Genomic DNA, 19,365 nt, shown 5'->3' with positions numbered 1-19,365 from the left:
CGGCGACGAGATCCCCGACACCGGCGACGCGTCCACCGACCACCTGATCGAGGTCTACCGCACCCTGCGCGACGGAGGGAGATAGGACATGCCCGCGCTGAAGTTGCTCTATCTGCCGCATCCCGTTACCGAGGAATGGGATTGGCAGATGGACGCGGCTTGTCGCGACGCAGACGGATCGTTGTTCTTCCACCCGGACAACGAGCGGGGCGACGCGAGGGAGAACCGGATGGCTTCGGCCAAGAAGGTCTGCGCTCGTTGTCCGGTGCGGGAGAAGTGCCTGCAGTACGCCCTCGATTCCGGTGAACGCTACGGGATCTGGGGTGGGCTCACAGAGGACGAACGCACCCGGGTGAGGAAGGCCCGCCGGCGCCGCACGAGCCGGTGACGTCCGCTCGCCCTCACCCGCCGGAGACGACTTTTCCGATGACCCGCGCGGCCTCCCGGAAGGCCGCCGGATTCGGTCCTGCGTAGTTGAGCCGGAGGTACTGACCGGTGGGCTCTGCCGGGAACCACTCGTCACCTGCCGCGACGAGCACCCCGGCGGCCTCGCACTCGTGCGCGACGGCCTCGGCGTCGACGTCGTCCGGGAGCCTGCCCCACAGGTTGAGCCCACCGGACGGCAGCCCGTCGACAGCCACATCCGGTGCGAGCTCACGAAGTTCGCTCACGAGAAGGTTGCGGCGCGATTCGAGCTCGCGCCGCACCGCCCGCAGATGGGTCTGCCATGCCGGCTGGGTGACGACGTCGAGCGCGACCGTCTGGAGAACGCCGCTCACATAGACGGATTCGGCCTGCACGTCGGCGAGGATGCGTTCGCGAGCCGGTCCACGCGCGACGATCGCCGCGACCCGCACCGACGGCGCGACACTCTTGGTCAGGGAGCGGACATAGACGACGTGGCCCGAATCGTCGCGGGCGAACAGCGGAACGGACGGGGCCGAGATCCCGAAGTCGTGGGCCCAGTCGTCCTCGATGACGAACGCTCCCGCATCGCGCACGACGTCGAGGACCCGCTCGCCGGTCGACGACGACCATTGCGCCCCGGTGGGATTCGCGAAGTTCGGTTGTGCGTAGAAGGCGCGGGCCCGGGTCCGATCGAAGGCGCGGGCCAAGTCGTCGGGATCGGGCCCGTTGGGTCCGCTGGAAACCGGTACGAGCTGCACGCCGGCCTTCGTGGCCGCGAGGATTGCACCCCAATAGGTCGGTGACTCCACGATGAGGGGATTACCGGCGCCGACGAGTGCGCGGAAGATCGACCCGAGCCCGCTCTGACTGCCGGGGGTGATGATCACGTCGCCCGCGGACGGCGGGGCTGTGCGCGCGTTCGTCGCTTCCGACAGCTCCGCGGCGAACCACTCCTGCAGTTCGGAAAGTCCTGCAGCAGGTGTCCGTCCTACGGCGGCGTCGCTGCGGGCTGCGCGTGAATATGCTCCGCGGACAAGGCGTTCGGGAAGCAGCGTGCGGTCGGGATAGCCGGAGTGGAGTGAGACCACATCGTTTGACACGGTGCGCAGGGCGGCGGAGGCGCGAGGCAACGAGGGAGCCGTTCCGAGCGCTTCCGTCTGCCAGCTGTGATCGATCGTGTTCGACGTGCGGATCCGGCGGACGAAGGTTCCCACACCGGTGCGACTCTCCACGAGACCCCGGGTCTGGAGTGTCTTCAATGCTTTCTGCACCGTGACGGGGCTGACGCCGTACTGCGCGACGAGCGATCTCGTCGACGGCAACCGGGCGCCGGGTGCTGCGGTGGCGATCCACCGGGTCAGTTCCGCGACGAGCTGGGAACTGCTACTGTTCGACATGAGATTGAAGAGTAGCGCTATCGTGTCGGCCGGGCCAGTGCTATCGCCCGATCCTCGCGGGCTCGCCTGGGGTCTGCTCGGCGTCGCAGGCTTCTCCCTGACCGTGCCGCTCACCCGCATCGCCGTCGAGAACGGGGCGATGTCACCGCTGTTCGTCGCCGCCGGCCGCGCGGTCGTCGCGGCGGTTCTCGCCGCTCTGGCGCTCGCGCTCACGGGGCAACGACTCCCGAACACGCATCAGTGGCGCAGGATCGCCGTCGTCACAGGTGGGGTGGTGATCGGATTCCCCATGCTCACCTCGTACGCCCTGACCATGGCACCGGCGAACCACAGCGCGATCGTCATCGCGATCCTTCCGGCTGCGACCGCGGTGGTCGCGGTGTTGCGGGCCCACGAACGGCCGCCCACCCCGTTCTGGGTCGCGGCGGGTGCGGGGACGGTCGCCGTCATGGCCTTCGCGGGCCTGCGTGGCGGAGGTGCCGCGGGATTCGGTCGAGCCGATCTGCTGTTGCTCGGCGCGGTGGTCGCCGCCGCCGTCGGTTACGCAGAAGGCGGGCTGCTGGCGCGGGAGATCGGTGCGTGGCAGACGATCTCGTGGGCACTGGTGCTGGGGTCACCGTTGATGGTGACACTCACCCTGGTCTCGCTCGCCGACGGACCGCCGCAGGGTGGGGTGACGCACTGGGCGTCGTTCGCGTACCTCGGCATCGTCAGCATGTTCCTCGGGTTCTTCGCGTGGTACCGAGGTCTGGCCATCGGGCCGATGGCTCGGGTCGGGCAGGTGCAACTGACCCAGCCGATCATGACGGTCGGCTGGGCCACCTGGCTGCTGGGAGAACCATTGACATGGGCAGTGTTTGCGGGCGGTGCCGTCGTCGTGCTGTGCGCCGGCACCGCCGTCCGCGTCCGTCCGAATTGAACGTCGGTCCTTGTCGAGGAAGAAGTCCCCAGCGCGGGTTGTCGCCGACGACGGGTTCCGTGTTTTCGCTCGGAGCCACGATCTCCTCCGTAGCCTGGACGTACCACGGGCGCGGTGGGGTGACGATGAAACAGGCAGTCCTTGTGATGGTGTTGCTGCTGGTCGCGGCCTGTTCGAACGCGGGAGAGCAGGAACAGCGGACGAACGTCCCAGCGGTCGAAGCGGACTGCGATGCCGCCGACCACCGCTTCGTCTCGTCCGTCGGCGCCGATGGCCGCCATTTCGAGGATCAATACGGTGATCCCGTCCTCGTCCGCGGCGACTCGCCGTGGTCGGGGATGGCCGACTGGTCGCCCGAGCAGGCCGAGTTGTATTTCACCGACCGCGAGATCAACGGGTTCAATGCCTCGATCATGTCGGCGATCGTCGTGCCGGTGAACGGCGGCCCGAGCTACGAAGGCGCCACCTTCGACGGCATCGAACCGTTCGTCGACGGTGACATCACGCAGTGGAACGAGGTGTACTGGTCGCGTGTCGACGACTACCTCCGGATCGCGTGCCGCCACGGGAACACGGTATTCCTGTATCCGATGGACGGGTGGAACCTCGCCCACGTCTTCGCGTCGACCACGCCGGAACAGGCCTTCGACTACGGACGGCGGTTCGCGCAGCGGTACGCGGAATTCCCGAACATCGTCTGGATGACCGGCGGGGACTACTCACCGGAGGCGGAGGATCTCGCGGCCGGTGCCGAGTCGGACCTCGTGCTGCACGCGATGCTCGACGGGATCCGTGATGCCGGCTCCGACGCACCGTTCACGATCCAACTGGGGTGGGACAAGCTGCTGTCCACGGATCACCCGTTCTGGGAACCGGTCGTGGACTGGAACTTCGTCTACACCTACGCGCCCACCTATCAGGCCGTCCTGCAGGCCTACGAGCGTGCCGACGGAACCCGCGACCCGCGACCCGCACTGTTCTCGGAGGGCAACTACGAAGGTGAGAACAACCAGGAGGACACGGCACCGACCACCGACGAGACACTCCGACGTCAGGCGTTGTGGGCACTGACCTCCGGTTCGCCCGGCGAGTTCCGGGGTTCCGACGACTGGGAGTTCCCGGACGGGTGGGAAACCCGTCTGGATACTCCCGCTGTCGCACAGCTGCGAGCGATACGTGAACTGTGGCAGTCGTGGCCGTGGTGGGAGCTCGTGCCGGATATCGACGAACCGCTCGTCGTCGCAGGTCGCGGCACCCCGTGGACGAGTAACGAGATGATCGACGTTCTCGACGACGAGTACGTCACCGCTGCCCGGACACCCGACGGTTCACTCGCCGTCGTCTACCTTCCGACGCAGCGCACGATCCGGCTCGATCCTGCGTTGGTACCGGAGGAGGCGACCCTCGAGTGGGTCGACCCCGCCGACGCGACCGGGCCTCGGCAGCCGGCGACTTCCGACGAGAACGGCGACATCCCTATACCGGGGCCGAACACGGATGGAGACGGGGATTGGCTTCTCGTGATCACCGAGCGAGAGGGATGAACTTTGCTGTTCGAGAATGCTGCTCTCGTCAGCGGGCGGCGAATCCCTGCGAGCAGAAACTCCATACCTCGTCGGCCGAGATGAGAAGGGTCGTGGTGTCGTCGCCACCGCTCGACTGGGCAATGGACATCACGGTCTGCATTGTCATGGCGGCCATTCGCTTCGCGTTCGTTCCCTCGCGAAGGCTGCCCTCGGCATCGACCTTCTCCATCAGCTCCGTGAACAGCGTGAGCATCGGTGCGTGTGCGACCTTCACCTCGGCAGGATGGGTGAGCACCAGCTGCGGCGCGAGGTCGGTGAACAGGGGTCGCGGGGCCGCCGGATCGGGTCGGGACGACTCGAACAGCAGTTCCACTGCGACGCGCAGCTGATCGAGAGGATCCTTCTCGTCGGCGGCAGCGGCACGGATCTGATCGGCAGAGCGGCTCAGAGCATCCTCGAAGAGTGCCAGCAACAGCTCGTGCTTACCGTCGAATTGTAGGTAGAAGCTGCGAAGCGACTGCTTCGACCGGTCGACAACTTCCTGAACCGTGAAGTCGGTGCTGCCCTTTTCCGCGATGATCGCCTGTGCGGCATCGAGAAAGCGCTGAACGCGCTGCTCGGCGCGCAGCTTCGCGGTCCGGATGGAACGCTCCACCGCGCGCTGCTTCCAGGCCGGCTCTTCGCTGGCGCCCGTCACTGCCCGGATCGCCCTGTGTCGCGTGGAGTGGACATGGGGACACTGTACCGGAGGATAGGGAGGCAACGCGGGGCCGTCCTTCCGCTTTCCGTCCCGACTCGAGACTGTTGCTATCAGAAAAAGAAACCTTGTTCTCATCCCGATACGGCTGATTCGGGGCCGGAAAGAGGCAAGTCGGAATGCGCACCCGGGACGGAATCCGCTGCCGTTCTCGCCATCCGCTGCGGCAATTCGCTGGTTGTCAGGATGGCCGTGAGACATCCTGACAACCAACGCGGGGATCGGAGCGCACCCGGCCGGACGCCGGACCCGTCGAAGAACGGCGCGCTCTGATCTCAGTCGAGCCGGATCGCCCTTTCGGGGCAACCCCCTGCGGCCTCCCGCACGGAGTCCTGGTGTTCGGCCGGGACCTCGGACATCAGGGTGACGGCGTATCCGCCGTCGCTCAGGTCGAAGACCTCCGGGCAGGCCGCGAGGCAGACGCCGTGTCCGCGGCAGGCGTCGTCGTCGACGACGACCTTCACTTCGACTCACCTTCCGCCGGCGTGTACTCGAGGTGCAGGGCGAGCAGGCCGCGCAGGATGAAGGTCGGCAGGTAACCGAACTTCCGGTCGTCCTCGGGGCCGTGCACTTTCTCGGAGATCCGGATCTCGCTGGTGCGCTCGAGCAGGCGCGCGATGCCCACGCGTCCTTCGGTTCGGGCGAGCGGGGCGCCAGGACACGAGTGCACGCCGCGACCGAACGCGATGTGGGTGCGTGCGTTGCGGCGATCGATGTCGAACTCGCTCGGGTCGGAGAACTGGCGCGGGTCGCGGTTGGCGGCGCCGTTGACCAGCATCATGATCGTGCCGGCCGAGACGTCGACCCCGCCGACGGTGGTGGGGGTCTTCGCGAGCCGGAAGTCGCCCTTGATCGGGCTCTCGAAACGCAGCGTCTCCTCGATGAAGTTCGGGATGCGATCGGGCTCGCTGCGCAGGGTCTTCTGGAGTTCGGGCTGTTCGGCGATGATCCGCAACGCGGAACTCAGCAGACGCACGGTGGTCTCCTGGCCGGCGGAGAACACGTTCGCGGCGATACGCAGGACGTCGTCGACGGGCGGCAGGGTGCCGTCGGGGAAGGTTGCGGTGGCGAGGCCCGTCAGCACGTCGTCGGTGGGGTTCGCGCGGCGGTCCTCGATGTACTGGCCGAACTTCTTGTACAGGAACTCGAGCGGGTTGAGCTTCAGCGTCTCACCCTCGGTGCTGCCGAGCGAGAAGCCTTTCTCCACTTGGATCTTCAGGCCCTCGATGAATTCTTGATGGTCACTCTCCGGCACGCCCAGCAGGTCGGCGATGACGAGCATCGCGAACGGAGCGGCGAAGCCGGTGATGTAGTCGCCCTCGCCTCGGGCGAGCAGATCGTCGAGGAGGCGGTCGGCGATGCGCTCGATGAAGGCCTCGTTCTCCTTGAGGCGCTTGGGCGTGATGAGCCGCATCAGCAGGCCGCGATGGTCGGTGTGCTGCGGGGGATCCATGGTGGGGAGCTGGTCGTTCATCGGCAGCGAGGGGCGGTGCTCCTCGATGAAGTCGGTGATGTCGTCGCTCTCGGGGCAGGCCGGAAGGCCGGAGAACGGACCGGTCACCGAGATGCACGACGAGAAGGTCTGCTCGTCGCTCAGGACCTGGATCGCCTCTTCGTAGCCGGTGACCATCATGACGTTGTGGTGGGGTTCGCGCGTGACCGGGCATCCCTCGCGCAGGGCGTCGTAGTAGGGGTACGGGTCCTCGACGAGTTCCGGATCGGTGAAGAAGTCCTTCGTCTCGATGTCGGTCATGGTTCCTCCCGGGGCAGGCGGTGGCTGTGATGGAGTTCGGCTTCGCCACGCGGCGTCGCGCGCTCGAGTCCGTATCTCGACCGCACATCCAACCACGGGTTCGAAAGTTGGGCGCGAGAGGATCTCTCGTGCATTTCGGACTTGTGATGGATAACGTGACGACGATCGATGTGCTGTGTTCGATCTTGAAATGTGTGTAACCGCAGAAGCGACAACATGCCCGTACTCGAGCCTCGGAAAGTTCGGGTACGGGCACGGGATGTGTTCATCGTCGGAATGTCCGATGGGTGACTTCACGCCGACGATGGGTCGGTGGAGTCGACGGGAGGAAGAGCGACGCGACGACCTTCGCGTATCGGCGGTATCCGGTCAGCGGCGCAGATCGGCACCGCGAAGGGCCGGCGTGCTCACCGAGGTATCGGATCGACGGAGCGACCGGACATGGTTGACCGCGAGCGCGGCGAACACGATCACGCTGCCGCACGCCCGGAGGGCGAACGCGAGCGTGATGCCTCCGTCGGTCGGATGCAGGTCGGCGCCCATGTGTGCGGCGAGGACGGCGCCGGACAGGGCACTGCCGAAGGCGCCGCCGACGGTGCGGAGGACCTGGTTGAAACTGACGGCGCTGCCGAGCTCGGTGTCGGCCACGCTGCGTGCGATGAGCGCGGGCATCGCGGCGTAGGTCGTGCCCATGCCGACGCCGAACAGGAACATCCCGACGAGGATCTCCCACAGCCGGTCGTGTTCGAACCACAGCAGGAAGGCCGAGACGGTGCCACCGTCCACATCGACGACCGGGTCGTCGATTCACGAGCCGTCTCCGAACCTCGAACCTCGAACCTCGAACCGGGGCAACATCAGTGATGGGACAAGGCCGCGGGGCGTGCTTCGGTATCGATACCCGGGATACCGCATCCCCGCAGCGATGCGCCCGCGGTCTCCGCCACGAAGTAGAGGGCGACGAGACCGACCGCGCACGCGCCCATCATGTAGAAGGCCGGCATGAGATCGTTGCCGGTCCGCTCGACGAGCCATTCGTTGATCGCGGGAGCCGTACCTCCGAAGATCGAGGTGGCCACGTTGTACGAGATCGCGAACCCGGCGAACCGGACCTGCGTGGGGAACATCGCGGGGAAGGTCGCCGAGATGGTCGACAACTGCATCACGTACAGCAGGCCGAGCACGGTGAAGCCGAGGATCGCCCAGCCGAAGCCCACCGACATCAACATGTACATCGGCACGGCGAGAACGAACAGATCACCCAGCGACGCCGCCCAGAGGGGCTTGCGCCCGATGCGGTCCGACAAGGAGCCGGAGAACGGGATGACCGCCATCATCGCGAGCTGACCGATCAACACCAGGATCAGTGCCGAAGTGGTCGTCAGACCGATCCGGTCCTCGAGATAGGTCGGCATGTAGCTCAGCAACGTGTAGTTGCAGACGTTCAGCGCGATGACCAGACCCATCATCGTGATGATCGGTCGCCAGTAGCGGGTGAGCAGGTCCTTGAACTCGGCGCCGACGCTGGCCTCCTCCTGGTGCGCCTCCTCCAGTTCCTTGAAGACCGGCGTCTCGTCGAGTTTCGAACGAAGGTAGAGGCCCACCAGTGCGAGCGGGCCGGCGACGAAGAACGGCAGTCGCCAGCCCCAGGTCGCCATGAAGGCATCGGTGGACATCAGATCGATCATCAGGACGAGGAACGCACCGACGGAGAAACCACCCAGCGTGCCGAACTCGAGGAAACTACCGTAGAAGCCACGTTTGTGGTCGGGGGAGTACTCGGCCATGAAAGTCGCTGCGCCACCGTACTCACCGCCGGTGGAGAACCCCTGGATCATGCGCAACAGCACGAGCAGCAGAGGTGCCCAGAACCCGATCGACTCGTACGACGGGACCGCGCCGAGCAGAACCGTCGAACCACCCATCAACAGGATGGTGAGCGCCAGGATCTGGCGCCGACCCAACCGGTCGCCGAGTGGACCCCACACGAAACCGCCCAGCGGCCGCATGACGAAGGAGACCGCAAAGACACCCAGCGTGAGCAGTGTCGCGGATTCGAGATCGCCGGGGAAGAACGAATCGGCGATGTAGGTGGCCGTGTAGGCATAGACGCCGTAGTCGAACCACTCGGTGAAATTACCCATGGCCGACGCACCGATGGCGCGCCGTATCTTCGCCGGCGGCTCGTCGTGAGCGTCCGGCTTGGGGTCGACAGAACCGTTCTTCACTATGGTTCCCCCCTGCGATCGAGGTCAGTGCCTCGGCGGATACCCGAAGTCGACAGAGGGTGAAACCGCTTCCCGTGAAGTTCCTCGAAGCCGTGGTCAGGCGGACAATCTGCTGAGCGGGCGTACCGACGAGGCATAACCGTGCCCGCTCACGCCGGCCCGCTGCGGAGTCGACGGTTGCGGCGGTGGCCCTCCGGATCGTCGAGATAGCCCTGCATCACGTTGTATCCGCGGATTAGCACCTCGCTGTCGTCGGCGATGCTCACTTCCACACCGTCGCAGGGTTTTCCGACGGTCGTGGCGATCTGTTCGATGCGCACTGGGAGGCGGCCGACAAGGTGCTCTCGCGGCAAGCAGGCGCGCGGAAAATAGGGCACAGGGGAAATCGGGACGGGTAGTTGTCACTGCAGCGCCGAACGTTTGCGCGCCCTGAAGACAGTTGCATGCCGTCCGAAGGCGTGCTTCTGTCCGCGGACCGTGCAAGCCTGCTCGTTCCGGGGTTGCGGTGATCTCCCTCTGCGGGTCCGGACGGACGTTTGGATGTGCTCCCGACGGGAAGCCTTCACAAGTCCTGCCCCTCCGACGCCGGGAGCACCTGTGCCTGCAACGACCGCGACCGTTTCGCCCACCGACGCCGCTCGGCTCCTCGGGCAGGTGGCCGTGCCGTTCGTGGCGGTGGGACCGATCGCTCGTCGGCGTTGGGCGATGAAGTTGCTCGAGAAGAACCAGTCCGATGCCGGCGTGGTCCGCCTGGTCGCCGATCTACGGAAGCGGCACGGTGACGGACCGGTGGTCGTGCCGATCCCCGGCCGCACCCTCGCGATCGTCCTGACACCCGAGGATGTGGACCGGATCCTGCGCACCGACACGGCGTCGTTCACTGCGGCCAACAAGGAGAAGGTGGCCGCACTCAGCCCGTTCCAGCCCAACGGTGTGCTCATCTCCCGAGGGGACATCCGCGCCCAGCGACGCGCGTTCAACGAGTCGGTCCTCGAACCGGAACACGCCCTGCACCGTCTCGCGGCCGAGTGGGTTCCCGTGATCGAGCAGGAGGCGCAGAATCTGCTCGAGCACGCGAGGTCGCGCGGTGAACTCGACGCTCCTGATTTCGTGAAGACCTGGTGGCGCCTCGTTCGGCGACTCGCGTTCGGCGACGCCGCCCGCGACGACGAGAGCATCACCGACCAGTTGTGGACGCTGCGCTCGAACGGGAACTGGTCGTTCGCGCATCCGCTCCGGCACCGCCTGCGCGATCGGTTCACCCAGAACCTGCACCGTCATGTCACGGCGGCTCCGTCCGAGAGTCTGGCCGGGGTGGTCCGGGACCTCGCAGCGCCGGCGTCCGTCGACCCGATCGGGCAGATGCCGCACTGGTTGTTCGCGTTCGACGCCGCAGGCATGGTCAGCGCCCGAACCCTGGCGGTGTTGTCGACCCATTCCGAGCAGCGTCTGCGCGTCGAGTCGGAATTGTCGGGAACCGAAGCCGGGACACCGCAGGTCTACGAGTACCTGCGGGCCTGCGTGCTGGACACGACCCGGCTGTGGCCGACCACTCCGGTGATCCTCCGGGACTCCGTGGAAGAGACCACGTGGAGCGACGGTGCGAGTGGTATCTCCACGATTCCCGCCGGTACGGGCTTCGTGATCCTGTCCTCGGCCTTCCACCGCTCCGACGACCTGCCGTTCGCCGACACCTTCGAACCCGAGATCTGGCTCGACGGCCGCGCCGAGCGCTATCCCGCGCTCGTGCCGTTCAGCGCCGGACCGACGGTGTGCCCCGGGCGCAGCATCGTGCTGTTCGCGGCGAGCACCTTCCTTGCGACTCTGCTCCGGTCCGCCGAGTTCACCGTGGTGTCGGATATGAAGCCGGATCCGGCGCGTCCGCTGCCCGCGACGTTCGACAATTTCGGTCTGCGTTTCGCGGTGCGGTAGGACCCTCTCGGCTGGGGCCGCAATACCGCCTCGATACCCCCTCGGAGATCGTTTCCCCCGTTATCCGATGGCGTGACGTCACTCACGGTTCACCCCGGTTTTGCGACCAACGCGTGAGGTCGATGGTGTCGATGTGAATCGAGTAGGGCAAATCGGGCGCTTTTTGTCCGATACCGGTCGGTTTGGAGTCAAGGCGACACGCTGAGGTCGTCAAAAGTTCGAAGTACTCTGTGATGGAATCGTGACCCTTTCGTTACCGAGGGCCTGTCCCAGAGGAAACTGCTGTGATCCGAAATCCTGAATCCACCCACACCCGAGAACCCACCGATCTGCGACGGCGCGCAACCCGCGCCGGCAGGTGGATGGCAGTCGCGGTCCTCGCGAGCGCCGTCACCGTCGGCGGAACGACGGTCGCGAACGCCGCAGGCGACCGGGTCCGCGTCGAGTCCGCCACCGCATGGACGGGCGCCGGGGAGAACCTCTCGACCGCACCGCAGGTGCTGAAGGTCGCCGGTGTCGACGCATCCCACTACACCGAGAAGCTGAACCGCGCCGCCGAGAGGGAAGCACAGCGTGTCGTCGAGGCGATCGCTGCCCAGGAGGCAGCACAGCGTGCCGAGGCCGAGCGGATCGCCCGCGAGGCCGCCGAGCAGGCCGCTCGTGAGGAGGCCGCGCGTCGCCCCGCGCTCGCCTTCCCCGCTGCAGGAACGCTGACCTCGGGCTACGGTCCGCGCTGGGGGACCAACCACAACGGTATCGACGTCGCCAACTCGATCGGCACGCCCATCCTCTCCGTCACCGACGGCGTCGTGATCGAATCCGGTCCGGCCTCGGGCTTCGGCCTGTGGGTGCGCATCGCGCAGGACGACGGCACGACCGGTGTCTACGGCCACATCGATCAGTCCCTCGTCTCGGTCGGCCAGCACGTCCGCGCCGGTGAGCAGATCGCCACAATGGGCAACCGCGGCCAGTCCACCGGCCCGCACCTGCACTACGAGGTGTGGCAGCCGGGCGGCGCCAAGGTCGACCCCATCCCGTGGTTCCACGCGCGCGGCGTTCCGGTGCCGAGCTCGCACCTCGGCTGATCCGGTAGGCGACAGCCCGAGAACGGCCCCCGAAACGAACGCCCCCGAAACGACCATTACCCCGACGCTGTCCGCGTCGGGGCAGAGTCGTGCGTGGAGTTACCAGATGCGCACGCGCTCCGAAGGATCGAGATACAGCCTGTCGCCCTCGGTGACGTCGAACGCCTCGTAGAAAGCGTCGATGTTGCGGATCACGCCGTTGCAGCGGAACTCCGGCGGCGAGTGCGGGTCGACGGCGAGGCGTCGTGACGCCTCTTCGTCGCGAACCTTCGTACGCCACACCTGCGCCCACCCGAAGAACACGCGCTGCAGTCCGGTCAGGCCGTCGATGACCGGCGCGGGCTTGCCGTCGAGCGCGATCTCGTAGGCCTTCAACGCGATCGACAGGCCACCGAGATCACCGATGTTCTCGCCGATCGTGAAGCTGCCGTTGACACGCTGTCCGGGAAGGGCCTTCGGCTCGAACTCGTCGTACTGCGCGATGAGGGCCGCGGTGCGCTTACCGAACTCCTCGCGGTCCGAATCGGTCCACCAGTTCTCCAGATTGCCGTCGCCGTCGTACTTCGCGCCCTGATCGTCGAAGCCGTGGCCGATCTCGTGCCCGATGACCGCGCCGATACCGCCGTAGTTCGCGGCGTCGTCGGCATGCAGGTCGAAGAACGGGGGCTGGAGAATCGCGGCGGGGAAGACGATCTCGTTCATCCCCGGGTTGTAGTAGGCGTTGACCGTCTGCGGGGTCATGAACCACTCGCCGCGATCGACCGGACCACCGAGCTTGCCGAGATCGCGGTCGTATTCCGCGGCGTACCCGCTGCGGTAGTTGCCCACCACGTCGTCCGGGGTGATCGTCACAGCGGAGTAGTCGCGCCAGGTGTCGGGATAGCCGACCTTGGGGGTGAACTTCTCGAGCTTGCGCAGCGCGGCCTCGCGCGTGGCCGGGCTCATCCATTCGAGGTCGGTGATGGACTGCCGGTACGCCTCGGTGAGATTGTCGACGAGCACCTGCATGCGCGTCTTCGCCTCGGCGGGGAAGTGCCGTTCGACGTAGAGCTTGCCGACGGCCTCGCCGAGCAGGTCCTGCACGAGCGACACACCGCGCTTCCAGCGGTCGCGGATCTCCTGCGTACCGGTGAGCGTGCGGCCGTAGAACGCGAAGTTCTCGTCGACGAACGCCTCGGACAGGTACGGAGCCCGCGCGCGCAGCACCCGCCACACCGCCCAGGCCTTCCAGTCGTCGAGGTCCTCGTCGGCCCACAACGTCGCGAACGTCTCGAGGAAGCTCGGCTGACGAACGACGATCTCGGCCCACTGGTCGGTGGTCGCGCCGGTCGCGGTGATCCATCCCGTCCAGTCGAACTGCGGAAGATCGGTGCGCAGCGAGTCGAGGGTGAGCAGGTTGTAACTCAGGTCGGCGTCGCGACGCTTGACGACGTCCCAGTGCCCAGCGGCCAGCCTCGTCTCGAGCGCGACCACCTTCGCCGCGTCGTAGGGCAGGTCGGCGAGGGCGAACATCCGGCCGATGTGGGCGGTGTACCGGTCACGGATCTCGGCGTAGCGGTCCTCGCGGTAGTACGACTCGTCGGGCAGCCCGAGCCCGCCCTGCGAAACGTGCATCAGGTACCGCTCGGAGTTCTTCGAATCGGTGTCGACGTAGTGCGCGAGCGCACCCGTCACGCCGGCGCGCTGCAACCCGCCCAGTACTGCCGCGAGCGCGGCGCGGTCGGCAGCGCCGGAGACCGCCCGGAGTTCCCCGCGGATCGGATCGAGACCGGCTGCCTCGATCGTCGCGGTGTCCATGAACGAGGTGTACAGGTCGCCGATCTTCTGGGCGTCGGTGCCCGGCTCGGCGCCGGACGCCGCGGCCTCTTCGATGATGGTCCGCACGTCGACCTCGGCCTTGTCGGCGAGCGTGCGGAAGGCTCCGTCGAGCGCGCGGTCGGCGGGGATCTCGTGTTCGGCGAGCCATCGGCCGTTCACGTGTTCGAAGAGGTCGTCCTGGGGGCGGACCCGTTCGTCGACGTGTCCGAGATCGATGCCGGAGCGAATCTCCGAGTTCTGCGCGAGGGTCATGCTCCCCATCCTTACACCGGAAGGGCAGGTCGTGCAGTCACCCTGCGGACCGGACCGCCGTGGAAGTGGGAGAACACCCTCGGGAGCGTTTACATACTCCTACCATCGCCCTCATGACCGAAGGTTCCACGACGGAGCCGCCCGTGGCGACCCCGTCCACACAGATGCTGGTCGATCCGCGCTTCATGCCTGTCGCGGATCTGTTCTTCCGGATGTTCTACAAGCCGAGCCAGGGCGGCGGCGCTCTCGCCTGCTATCTCCACGGCGAACCCGTCCTCGACATCTGGGCGGGCTGGGCCGCGCGCGACAAGCGGTGGACCCGCGACACCGTGGTGCTGTCGTTCTCCACCGGCAAGGGGGTGGCCAGCACGGTGGTGCACCGCCTCGCCGAGCGTGGCCTGCTCGACTACGACGCAGCCGTGGCCGAGTACTGGCCGGAGTTCGCCGCGGCCGGCAAGGAGACGATCACCCTGCGACAGCTCATGTCGCATCGCGCCGGACTGCACAGGTCCCGCGGTCTCGTGCCCGGCAGGGAAGGACTGCTCGATTCCGAGGCGGTGGCCGCCGCGCTCGCCGCCTCCCCACCCGATCCACGACGTTTCCACGGGCCGGGTTATCACGCCGTCACCTACGGCAACCTCGTCGCCGAGATCGCATCGCGCGTGACCGGGGTGTCCTTCCAGGAACTCGTGCGCACCGAGATCGCCGAGCCGCTCGGCACGGACGAGTTCTGGTACCACGTGCCCGAGGACCAACGGCACCGCATCGCCCGGGTGTTCCCCAAGGTCAACTTCCTGCCGGCACCGTGGACGACGGCGTCGGCGGTGCTGTCGCGCGCGCCGGGCGTGCGGGGTCTAGCCGAGGCGGGCATGGCGGAGGGCTTCGACGAGTTGATGCGCAGTCCGTCCGCGCACGACGCCGTCATGCCGGGATGGAACGGTGTGTTCACCGCTCGGTCCCTGGCCCGCATGTACGCGGCGATCGCGAACGGCGGAGCGATCGACGGTGCCCGCCTGTTGAAGGAGGACACCGTCGGCCAGTTGCTCGAAGTGCAGACCCGGCGACGCGACTACGTCCTCGGCATCCGGCCCAACTGGCGGCTGGGTTACCACCCCGGATGGGTCGCCCTGAGGCAGCAGCCGCTGCGGTCGGTCGGCCACTACGGCTTCGGCGGCTCGGGAGCGTTCGCCGACCCGGAGACCGGACTGTCGGTCGCGTTCGTCACCAACCGCATGGGCAACACCTTCACCACGATCTCCGACGGCCGGTTCCCGAGGCTCGGCGCCGCGGCGGTGACGGCCGCGCGCAGAGCAGCGTGATCAGACGTCGACACCCACGTTGACCGCGGCGAGGACCCGGTCACCCTCACGTGCGGTGACCGTCGTCCCCGTCGGGTCGTGGATCGAGTCGGTGTCGTTGCGAGTGTCGCGGCCGCTGTGCTCGGTGTACGGCTCGACCGTCCTCGTTCATGATCTCTCCTCCGTGCGTCCTCGTTCCGACCATCGTGCGTCCGGACGCTCGAGGCACGGTGCGAGAGAGCTGGGAGATTCCTGCGAATCCGTTACGCGCGGTGCAGCAGCTGGACGTTGGCGTGTGCGCGCACGTAGACGGTGCCGTCGGCGGCGCACAGCGTCGTCTCGAAGGACGCGAGTCGCCGTCCGGCCCGCACCGCTTCGGATCGCAGTTCGATGACCGGCCCGGGGACGGCGGGCGAGCGGAGGTAGTCGAGGCCGATCTCCAGCACGCGATAGTTCTGATCGATGCCTGTCAGCGTCTGTGCGGCCAGGCCGGTGACGGCCTCCGCCATCGACACGAGCACACCGCCCTGCACCGAACCGATCACGTTGGCCATCCACTCGCGCGGCGACAGCCGGGCCTGCACGACGCCGCGCTCGGCGGCTGTCACCTCGAGTCCGAGCAGCCCGGCGAGCGGTCCGCGCGGAAGAGTCCCGGTGGAGATGCCCGTGACGATGTCGAGGCCGGGCAGTTCGGCCAGGATCGCCACATCGGACCACGGTTCCGGCTCGTCCCGCTCCGGCACGGCCTCCGACGCCTCGGCGCCGAGTTCCATCGGCGTGCGCCCGACGACGATGGAGCGGCCGACCAGGTGCGCGACGAGAGCACCCTGCTCGTCGCGCACGTCGGTGCCCGACACGGCGGTGGACTCGTCGAAGAACAGGCTGCTGCCGTGACCGACGAGGGCCCCCGAGGCTGGGAAGGGGTGGGCGAGCGTCGCCGTCACGTGCGACAGCACGCTCTGCGGTCGCTCACCGGTCTCCGCGAATCGCGCGATACCGGCGGGTGCGCCCGCGGCGACGTCGGTGAAGACGCCGATGGAGGCGAGCGTGGTCTGCCCGCGGTGGTCGAACAGGTGCGATCCGACGGACTGGGTGACCGAGACCGACGCGTCGTCGGCGACCTCGATGCCGACGCCCATGAAACGACCCGGACGATCGACGGTGAACTGTGCGGTCTCGATTGCCATTCCTTGCTTCTACCAGGAACAGCGCAATAAAGAGCAATCGGGGAGTGGTTCGTCCCGGTCCGCGATCACCGGTCGACCCCGCTCTGCGGTCACCCCTCGGCTCAGCTCCGTGACTGTCGGTCGCTTCAGCTCCGTGACTGTCGGTCGCTTCAGCTCCGTGACTGTCGGTCGCTTCAGCTCCGTGGCGTCTCCGGACCGCGACGACCCTCGAGTTCCCGGATCCGCTTCGACGCCTCCTCGAGCCGCTTCTTCCGTTCGGCGGCCTCCGACTTCTTGAGCTCTTCGTAGACCTTCTCGTCGTCGTCGCTGTACTTCAGGATCAACCGCGGAACGCTGAGCGTGACGATCAGCGACGGCCACACGATCCACGCGTAGCTCCAGTCGAGAGCGATCTGCAGGACGAGGAAGGTCACGAGCGTGACGCCGATGATGATCCAGTCCAGCGTCTCGACCATGCTGCCCCGTTCGCGGAGCGAGGCCAGTTCGTCCTCCGGGGACTGGGGTGCCGTCGCAGAGGAGCTGTCGTGGCTGACCGCCGGCGCGGAGGAGTCGTGGGTCATCCGGATGTGACCGTCGACCTGTTCGAGGGGAACACCGCCGGGTAGCCCCCGGAAGGAGGGGAGCAACGCCGAAAACGTTCGCGCCGAAGATATCTCTCCGGATCGTTCGTAGAACTCGGCGCTGTCGAGCCGGCCCGCGGCGTAGTGTTCGCCGAGTGCGTTCAACGCGTGCATGCGTTCGGCGTCGCTGAGCAGCAGGTCGTCGTGATCGGAAGTGCCGGTCATTGTTTTTCCCGCGCTTTCGGAGTCGGTTGTCGAATCCTGGTGCATCCCCGATCCTAGAGCTGATGGTCGGGCATGTCCCGGGCGAGGATGGCCGCCTGGATCCGCGATTGCAGCCCGAGTTTGTGCAGCACCCGGGCGACGTGTGTCTTCGCCGTGTTCTCACCGATGCCGAGGCGGGTGGCGATCTGGCGGTTGGACAATCCCTCGCCCAGGCACGCGAAGACCTCCTGTTCGCGTGCGGTGAGGGCGTCGATATCCGGACCGTCCGGAACATCCTCCCGCCGAGTCGATTTCGAGACGAACGCGTCGATGACGGTTCGCGTGATCTGCGGTGAGAGCACGGACTCCCCGGAGTGCACCGCCCGGATCGCGTCGAGCATGGCATCCGCGGAGGCGGTCTTGAGGAGGTATCCGGCCGCTCCGGCCCGAAGACTCTCGAAGACGTACTCGTCGATCTCGAAACTCGTCAGCACCAGCACCCGGGCACTCGTCTCCTCGGTGATGGTGCGGGTCGCGGCGATCCCGTCGACGTGCGGCATGCGGATGTCCATGAGGACGACATCCGGGGCGAGGGCGCGCGTCTGCGACACCGCGACGGCACCGTCGGCGGCTTCGCCCACCACCTCGATGTCCTCGCTCGTGTGGAGCAGGAGCCGCAGGCCCGCGCGGATGGCGCTGTGGTCGTCGGCGAGCAACACCCTGATCGTCACGTCGTACTCCTGTTCGCGATCGGCAGTTGCACGTATGTCCTCCATTCGTTCCCGTCGCGACCGGAGCGGGCGTGCCCGCCCACCGCGGCGGCGCGTTCGGCGATGTTGCGCAGGCCGTGCCCGGCGCCGCGGGCCGGTGACGGGTCCGGGGTGTCCGGGTCGCCGATCGGGTTCACCACCTCGATCCCGAGGCGGCCGTCGGCGTCGTCGAAACGAAGGGTCACCGGCCGTCCGGGTGCATGCTTGACCGCGTTCGTCAGGGTCTCCTGGACGATGCGGTAGGCCGTGAGATCGACCTCCGCGTCGAGGTCTGCGGGTGGACGACCGTCGATCCGGACGGAGGTGCCGGCGGCGCGTGCGGAGGCGGTGAGCGGTTCGAGGTCGGCGAGGCGACCCGCGGTGGTGATCTCGTCGGTGTCGTCGCTGCGCAACAGACGCACCATCGACTGCATCTCCTGCAGGGCGGCCACGCTGCCGGAGCGCACGGACTCGAGCACGGTCAGCGCTCGGTCGGGATCGGAATCGCGGAGGCGGAGCGCGGCCTCGCTCTGGATCGCGATCGACGACAGGTGCCCGGCCACCACGTCGTGCAGGTCGCGGGCCAGACGCTGCCGCTCGGTGGTGATGGCGGCGCGACGGTCCAGTTCCGCGACCCGCGAGAGAGCCTCGGCGCGTGCCCGTTCGATCTCGGCGGCGTCCCGATGTGTGCGGACGGATCGGGCCCACCAGATCGGGACGACGATCACGAGCGCGGCGATCGACACGGCCCATACGGCGATGCGCAGTTCTCCGAAGTACACACCGAGCGCGACGGCGCCGACGACGATCGGGACCAACGGGGCGCGTTCGAGGAAGCGACTGGTCCGCGCCGAGCCGAAGAGCGTTGCGGTGTACAGCAGGTCGCCGTATGCGATCCAGACCGGCAGTGAAGGGCCGACGACGAGGTCGACCAGTACCGGAACCGTGCCCAGCAGGAGTGCGAGAAGCGGTCGTGTGCGACGCATCGTCATCGGTGCACACACGCACGCGAGCAGAACCAGCCACACCCACAGCGGCTGCGGCGGCCGGTCCTCGACGAGCACACCGAGATCCAGGGCGTACAACAGCGAGCCACCCGCGAAGTACGCGAGGGCGACGAGCAGGGAGTTGTAGCGCGGGTTCACGAATCCCACTCGAATTTCGGATTCACGGTTGTCCACGGCAACGATTCGACCACAACCGGGGGAGGATCAGGGTCGGCGTCACCCGAAGTGATGAGGCATTTGCCGCCCATCGGGCGACGCGCGCGGGGGGATGTGCGCGCGATTCTG

General features: G+C 67.2%; 16 protein-coding genes and 1 pseudogene. 6 read left to right on the top strand and 11 right to left on the bottom strand.

All coding sequences use genetic code 11. The features are described 5' to 3' along the window. Window positions 1–88 precede the first annotated feature (88 nt). Window positions 89–388: a WhiB family transcriptional regulator gene (locus A5767_RS10720; protein ID WP_064852276.1), complete on the top strand. Its 300-nt coding sequence runs from the start codon at window positions 89–91 to the stop codon at window positions 386–388. A gap of 13 nt (window positions 389–401) precedes the next feature. Here the strand turns inward: A5767_RS10720 and A5767_RS10715 are convergent, their stop codons facing one another. After that, on the bottom strand, window positions 402–1,805 hold the full coding sequence (locus A5767_RS10715) for an aminotransferase-like domain-containing protein (RefSeq protein WP_064852275.1): 1,404 nt from the start codon (window positions 1,803–1,805) through the stop codon (window positions 402–404). Window positions 1,806–1,842: 37 nt separating this feature from the next. Here A5767_RS10715 and A5767_RS10710 point away from each other — a divergent pair, with 37 nt between their 5' ends. Both A5767_RS10710 and A5767_RS10705 read left to right on the top strand, forming a co-directional pair. After that, the gene (locus A5767_RS10710) at window positions 1,843–2,724 is read left to right on the top strand and encodes a DMT family transporter (RefSeq protein ID WP_064852274.1); all 882 of its coding nucleotides are present in this window, start codon (window positions 1,843–1,845) and stop codon (window positions 2,722–2,724) included. Between the two features lie 125 nt (window positions 2,725–2,849). Further along, window positions 2,850–4,268: an apiosidase-like domain-containing protein gene (locus A5767_RS10705; RefSeq protein WP_064852280.1), complete on the top strand. Its 1,419-nt coding sequence runs from the start codon at window positions 2,850–2,852 to the stop codon at window positions 4,266–4,268. 28 nt (window positions 4,269–4,296) lie between these two features. Here the strand turns inward: A5767_RS10705 and A5767_RS10700 are convergent, their stop codons facing one another. From A5767_RS10700 to A5767_RS10680, 5 genes and pseudogenes are all read right to left on the bottom strand, one after another. Then, window positions 4,297–4,947 (bottom strand): TetR/AcrR family transcriptional regulator, encoded by a 651-nt coding sequence (locus A5767_RS10700; protein ID WP_019290814.1) that lies wholly within the window; start codon window positions 4,945–4,947, stop codon window positions 4,297–4,299. Window positions 4,948–5,282: 335 nt separating this feature from the next. Continuing rightward, complete coding sequence (locus A5767_RS10695) at window positions 5,283–5,471, bottom strand: ferredoxin (RefSeq protein ID WP_006553751.1); 189 nt, start codon at window positions 5,469–5,471, stop codon at window positions 5,283–5,285. After that, a complete protein-coding gene (locus tag A5767_RS10690) occupies window positions 5,468–6,760 on the bottom strand; it encodes a cytochrome P450 (RefSeq protein ID WP_064852273.1) in 1,293 nt (430 codons plus the stop codon). The genes A5767_RS10695 and A5767_RS10690 overlap by 4 nt, the downstream gene beginning before the upstream one ends. 369 nt (window positions 6,761–7,129) lie before the next feature. Next, window positions 7,130–7,534, bottom strand: a pseudogene (locus A5767_RS10685) (MFS transporter); the annotation flags it as partial. A gap of 83 nt (window positions 7,535–7,617) precedes the next feature. Continuing rightward, complete coding sequence (locus tag A5767_RS10680) at window positions 7,618–8,904, bottom strand: MFS transporter (protein WP_231913168.1); 1,287 nt, start codon at window positions 8,902–8,904, stop codon at window positions 7,618–7,620. 681 nt (window positions 8,905–9,585) lie between these two features. On the opposite strand from A5767_RS10680, the gene A5767_RS10675 reads away from it, so the two are divergent. Continuing rightward, window positions 9,586–10,920 (top strand): cytochrome P450, encoded by a 1,335-nt coding sequence (locus A5767_RS10675; RefSeq protein WP_064852270.1) that lies wholly within the window; start codon window positions 9,586–9,588, stop codon window positions 10,918–10,920. Window positions 10,921–11,282: 362 nt separating this feature from the next. Next, window positions 11,283–12,005 (top strand): M23 family metallopeptidase, encoded by a 723-nt coding sequence (locus A5767_RS10670; protein ID WP_006553745.1) that lies wholly within the window; start codon window positions 11,283–11,285, stop codon window positions 12,003–12,005. Between the two features lie 99 nt (window positions 12,006–12,104). On the opposite strand, the gene A5767_RS10665 is transcribed toward A5767_RS10670, so the two are convergent. Next, a complete protein-coding gene (locus tag A5767_RS10665; RefSeq protein ID WP_064852269.1) occupies window positions 12,105–14,075 on the bottom strand; it encodes a M13 family metallopeptidase in 1,971 nt (656 codons plus the stop codon). Between the two features lie 113 nt (window positions 14,076–14,188). Here A5767_RS10665 and A5767_RS10660 point away from each other — a divergent pair, with 113 nt between their 5' ends. Next, a complete protein-coding gene (locus A5767_RS10660) occupies window positions 14,189–15,394 on the top strand; it encodes a serine hydrolase domain-containing protein (RefSeq protein WP_064852268.1) in 1,206 nt (401 codons plus the stop codon). Window positions 15,395–15,636: 242 nt separating this feature from the next. Here A5767_RS10660 and A5767_RS10655 read toward each other — a convergent pair whose 3' ends face one another. The 4 genes from A5767_RS10655 to A5767_RS10640 form a co-directional block, all read right to left on the bottom strand. Beyond that, window positions 15,637–16,560 (bottom strand): PaaI family thioesterase, encoded by a 924-nt coding sequence (locus tag A5767_RS10655; RefSeq protein WP_064852267.1) that lies wholly within the window; start codon window positions 16,558–16,560, stop codon window positions 15,637–15,639. 173 nt (window positions 16,561–16,733) lie between these two features. After that, window positions 16,734–17,345: a DUF1707 SHOCT-like domain-containing protein gene (locus A5767_RS10650; RefSeq protein ID WP_006553741.1), complete on the bottom strand. Its 612-nt coding sequence runs from the start codon at window positions 17,343–17,345 to the stop codon at window positions 16,734–16,736. A 53-nt stretch (window positions 17,346–17,398) separates the two neighbouring features. Further along, window positions 17,399–18,055, bottom strand: a complete 657-nt coding sequence (locus tag A5767_RS10645; protein WP_033096339.1) for a response regulator — start codon at window positions 18,053–18,055, stop codon at window positions 17,399–17,401. Continuing rightward, window positions 18,052–19,218 (bottom strand): sensor histidine kinase, encoded by a 1,167-nt coding sequence (locus tag A5767_RS10640; RefSeq protein WP_230810596.1) that lies wholly within the window; start codon window positions 19,216–19,218, stop codon window positions 18,052–18,054. The genes A5767_RS10645 and A5767_RS10640 overlap by 4 nt, the downstream gene beginning before the upstream one ends. Between the last annotated feature and the right edge of the window lie 147 nt (window positions 19,219–19,365).

This window comes from Rhodococcus sp. 852002-51564_SCH6189132-a, assembly GCF_001665495.1.
GTDB lineage: Bacteria > Actinomycetota > Actinomycetes > Mycobacteriales > Mycobacteriaceae > Rhodococcus > Rhodococcus pyridinivorans.
Note: the sequence above shows the minus strand (reverse complement) of the source record. Positions and strands in the feature narration are given on the sequence as shown.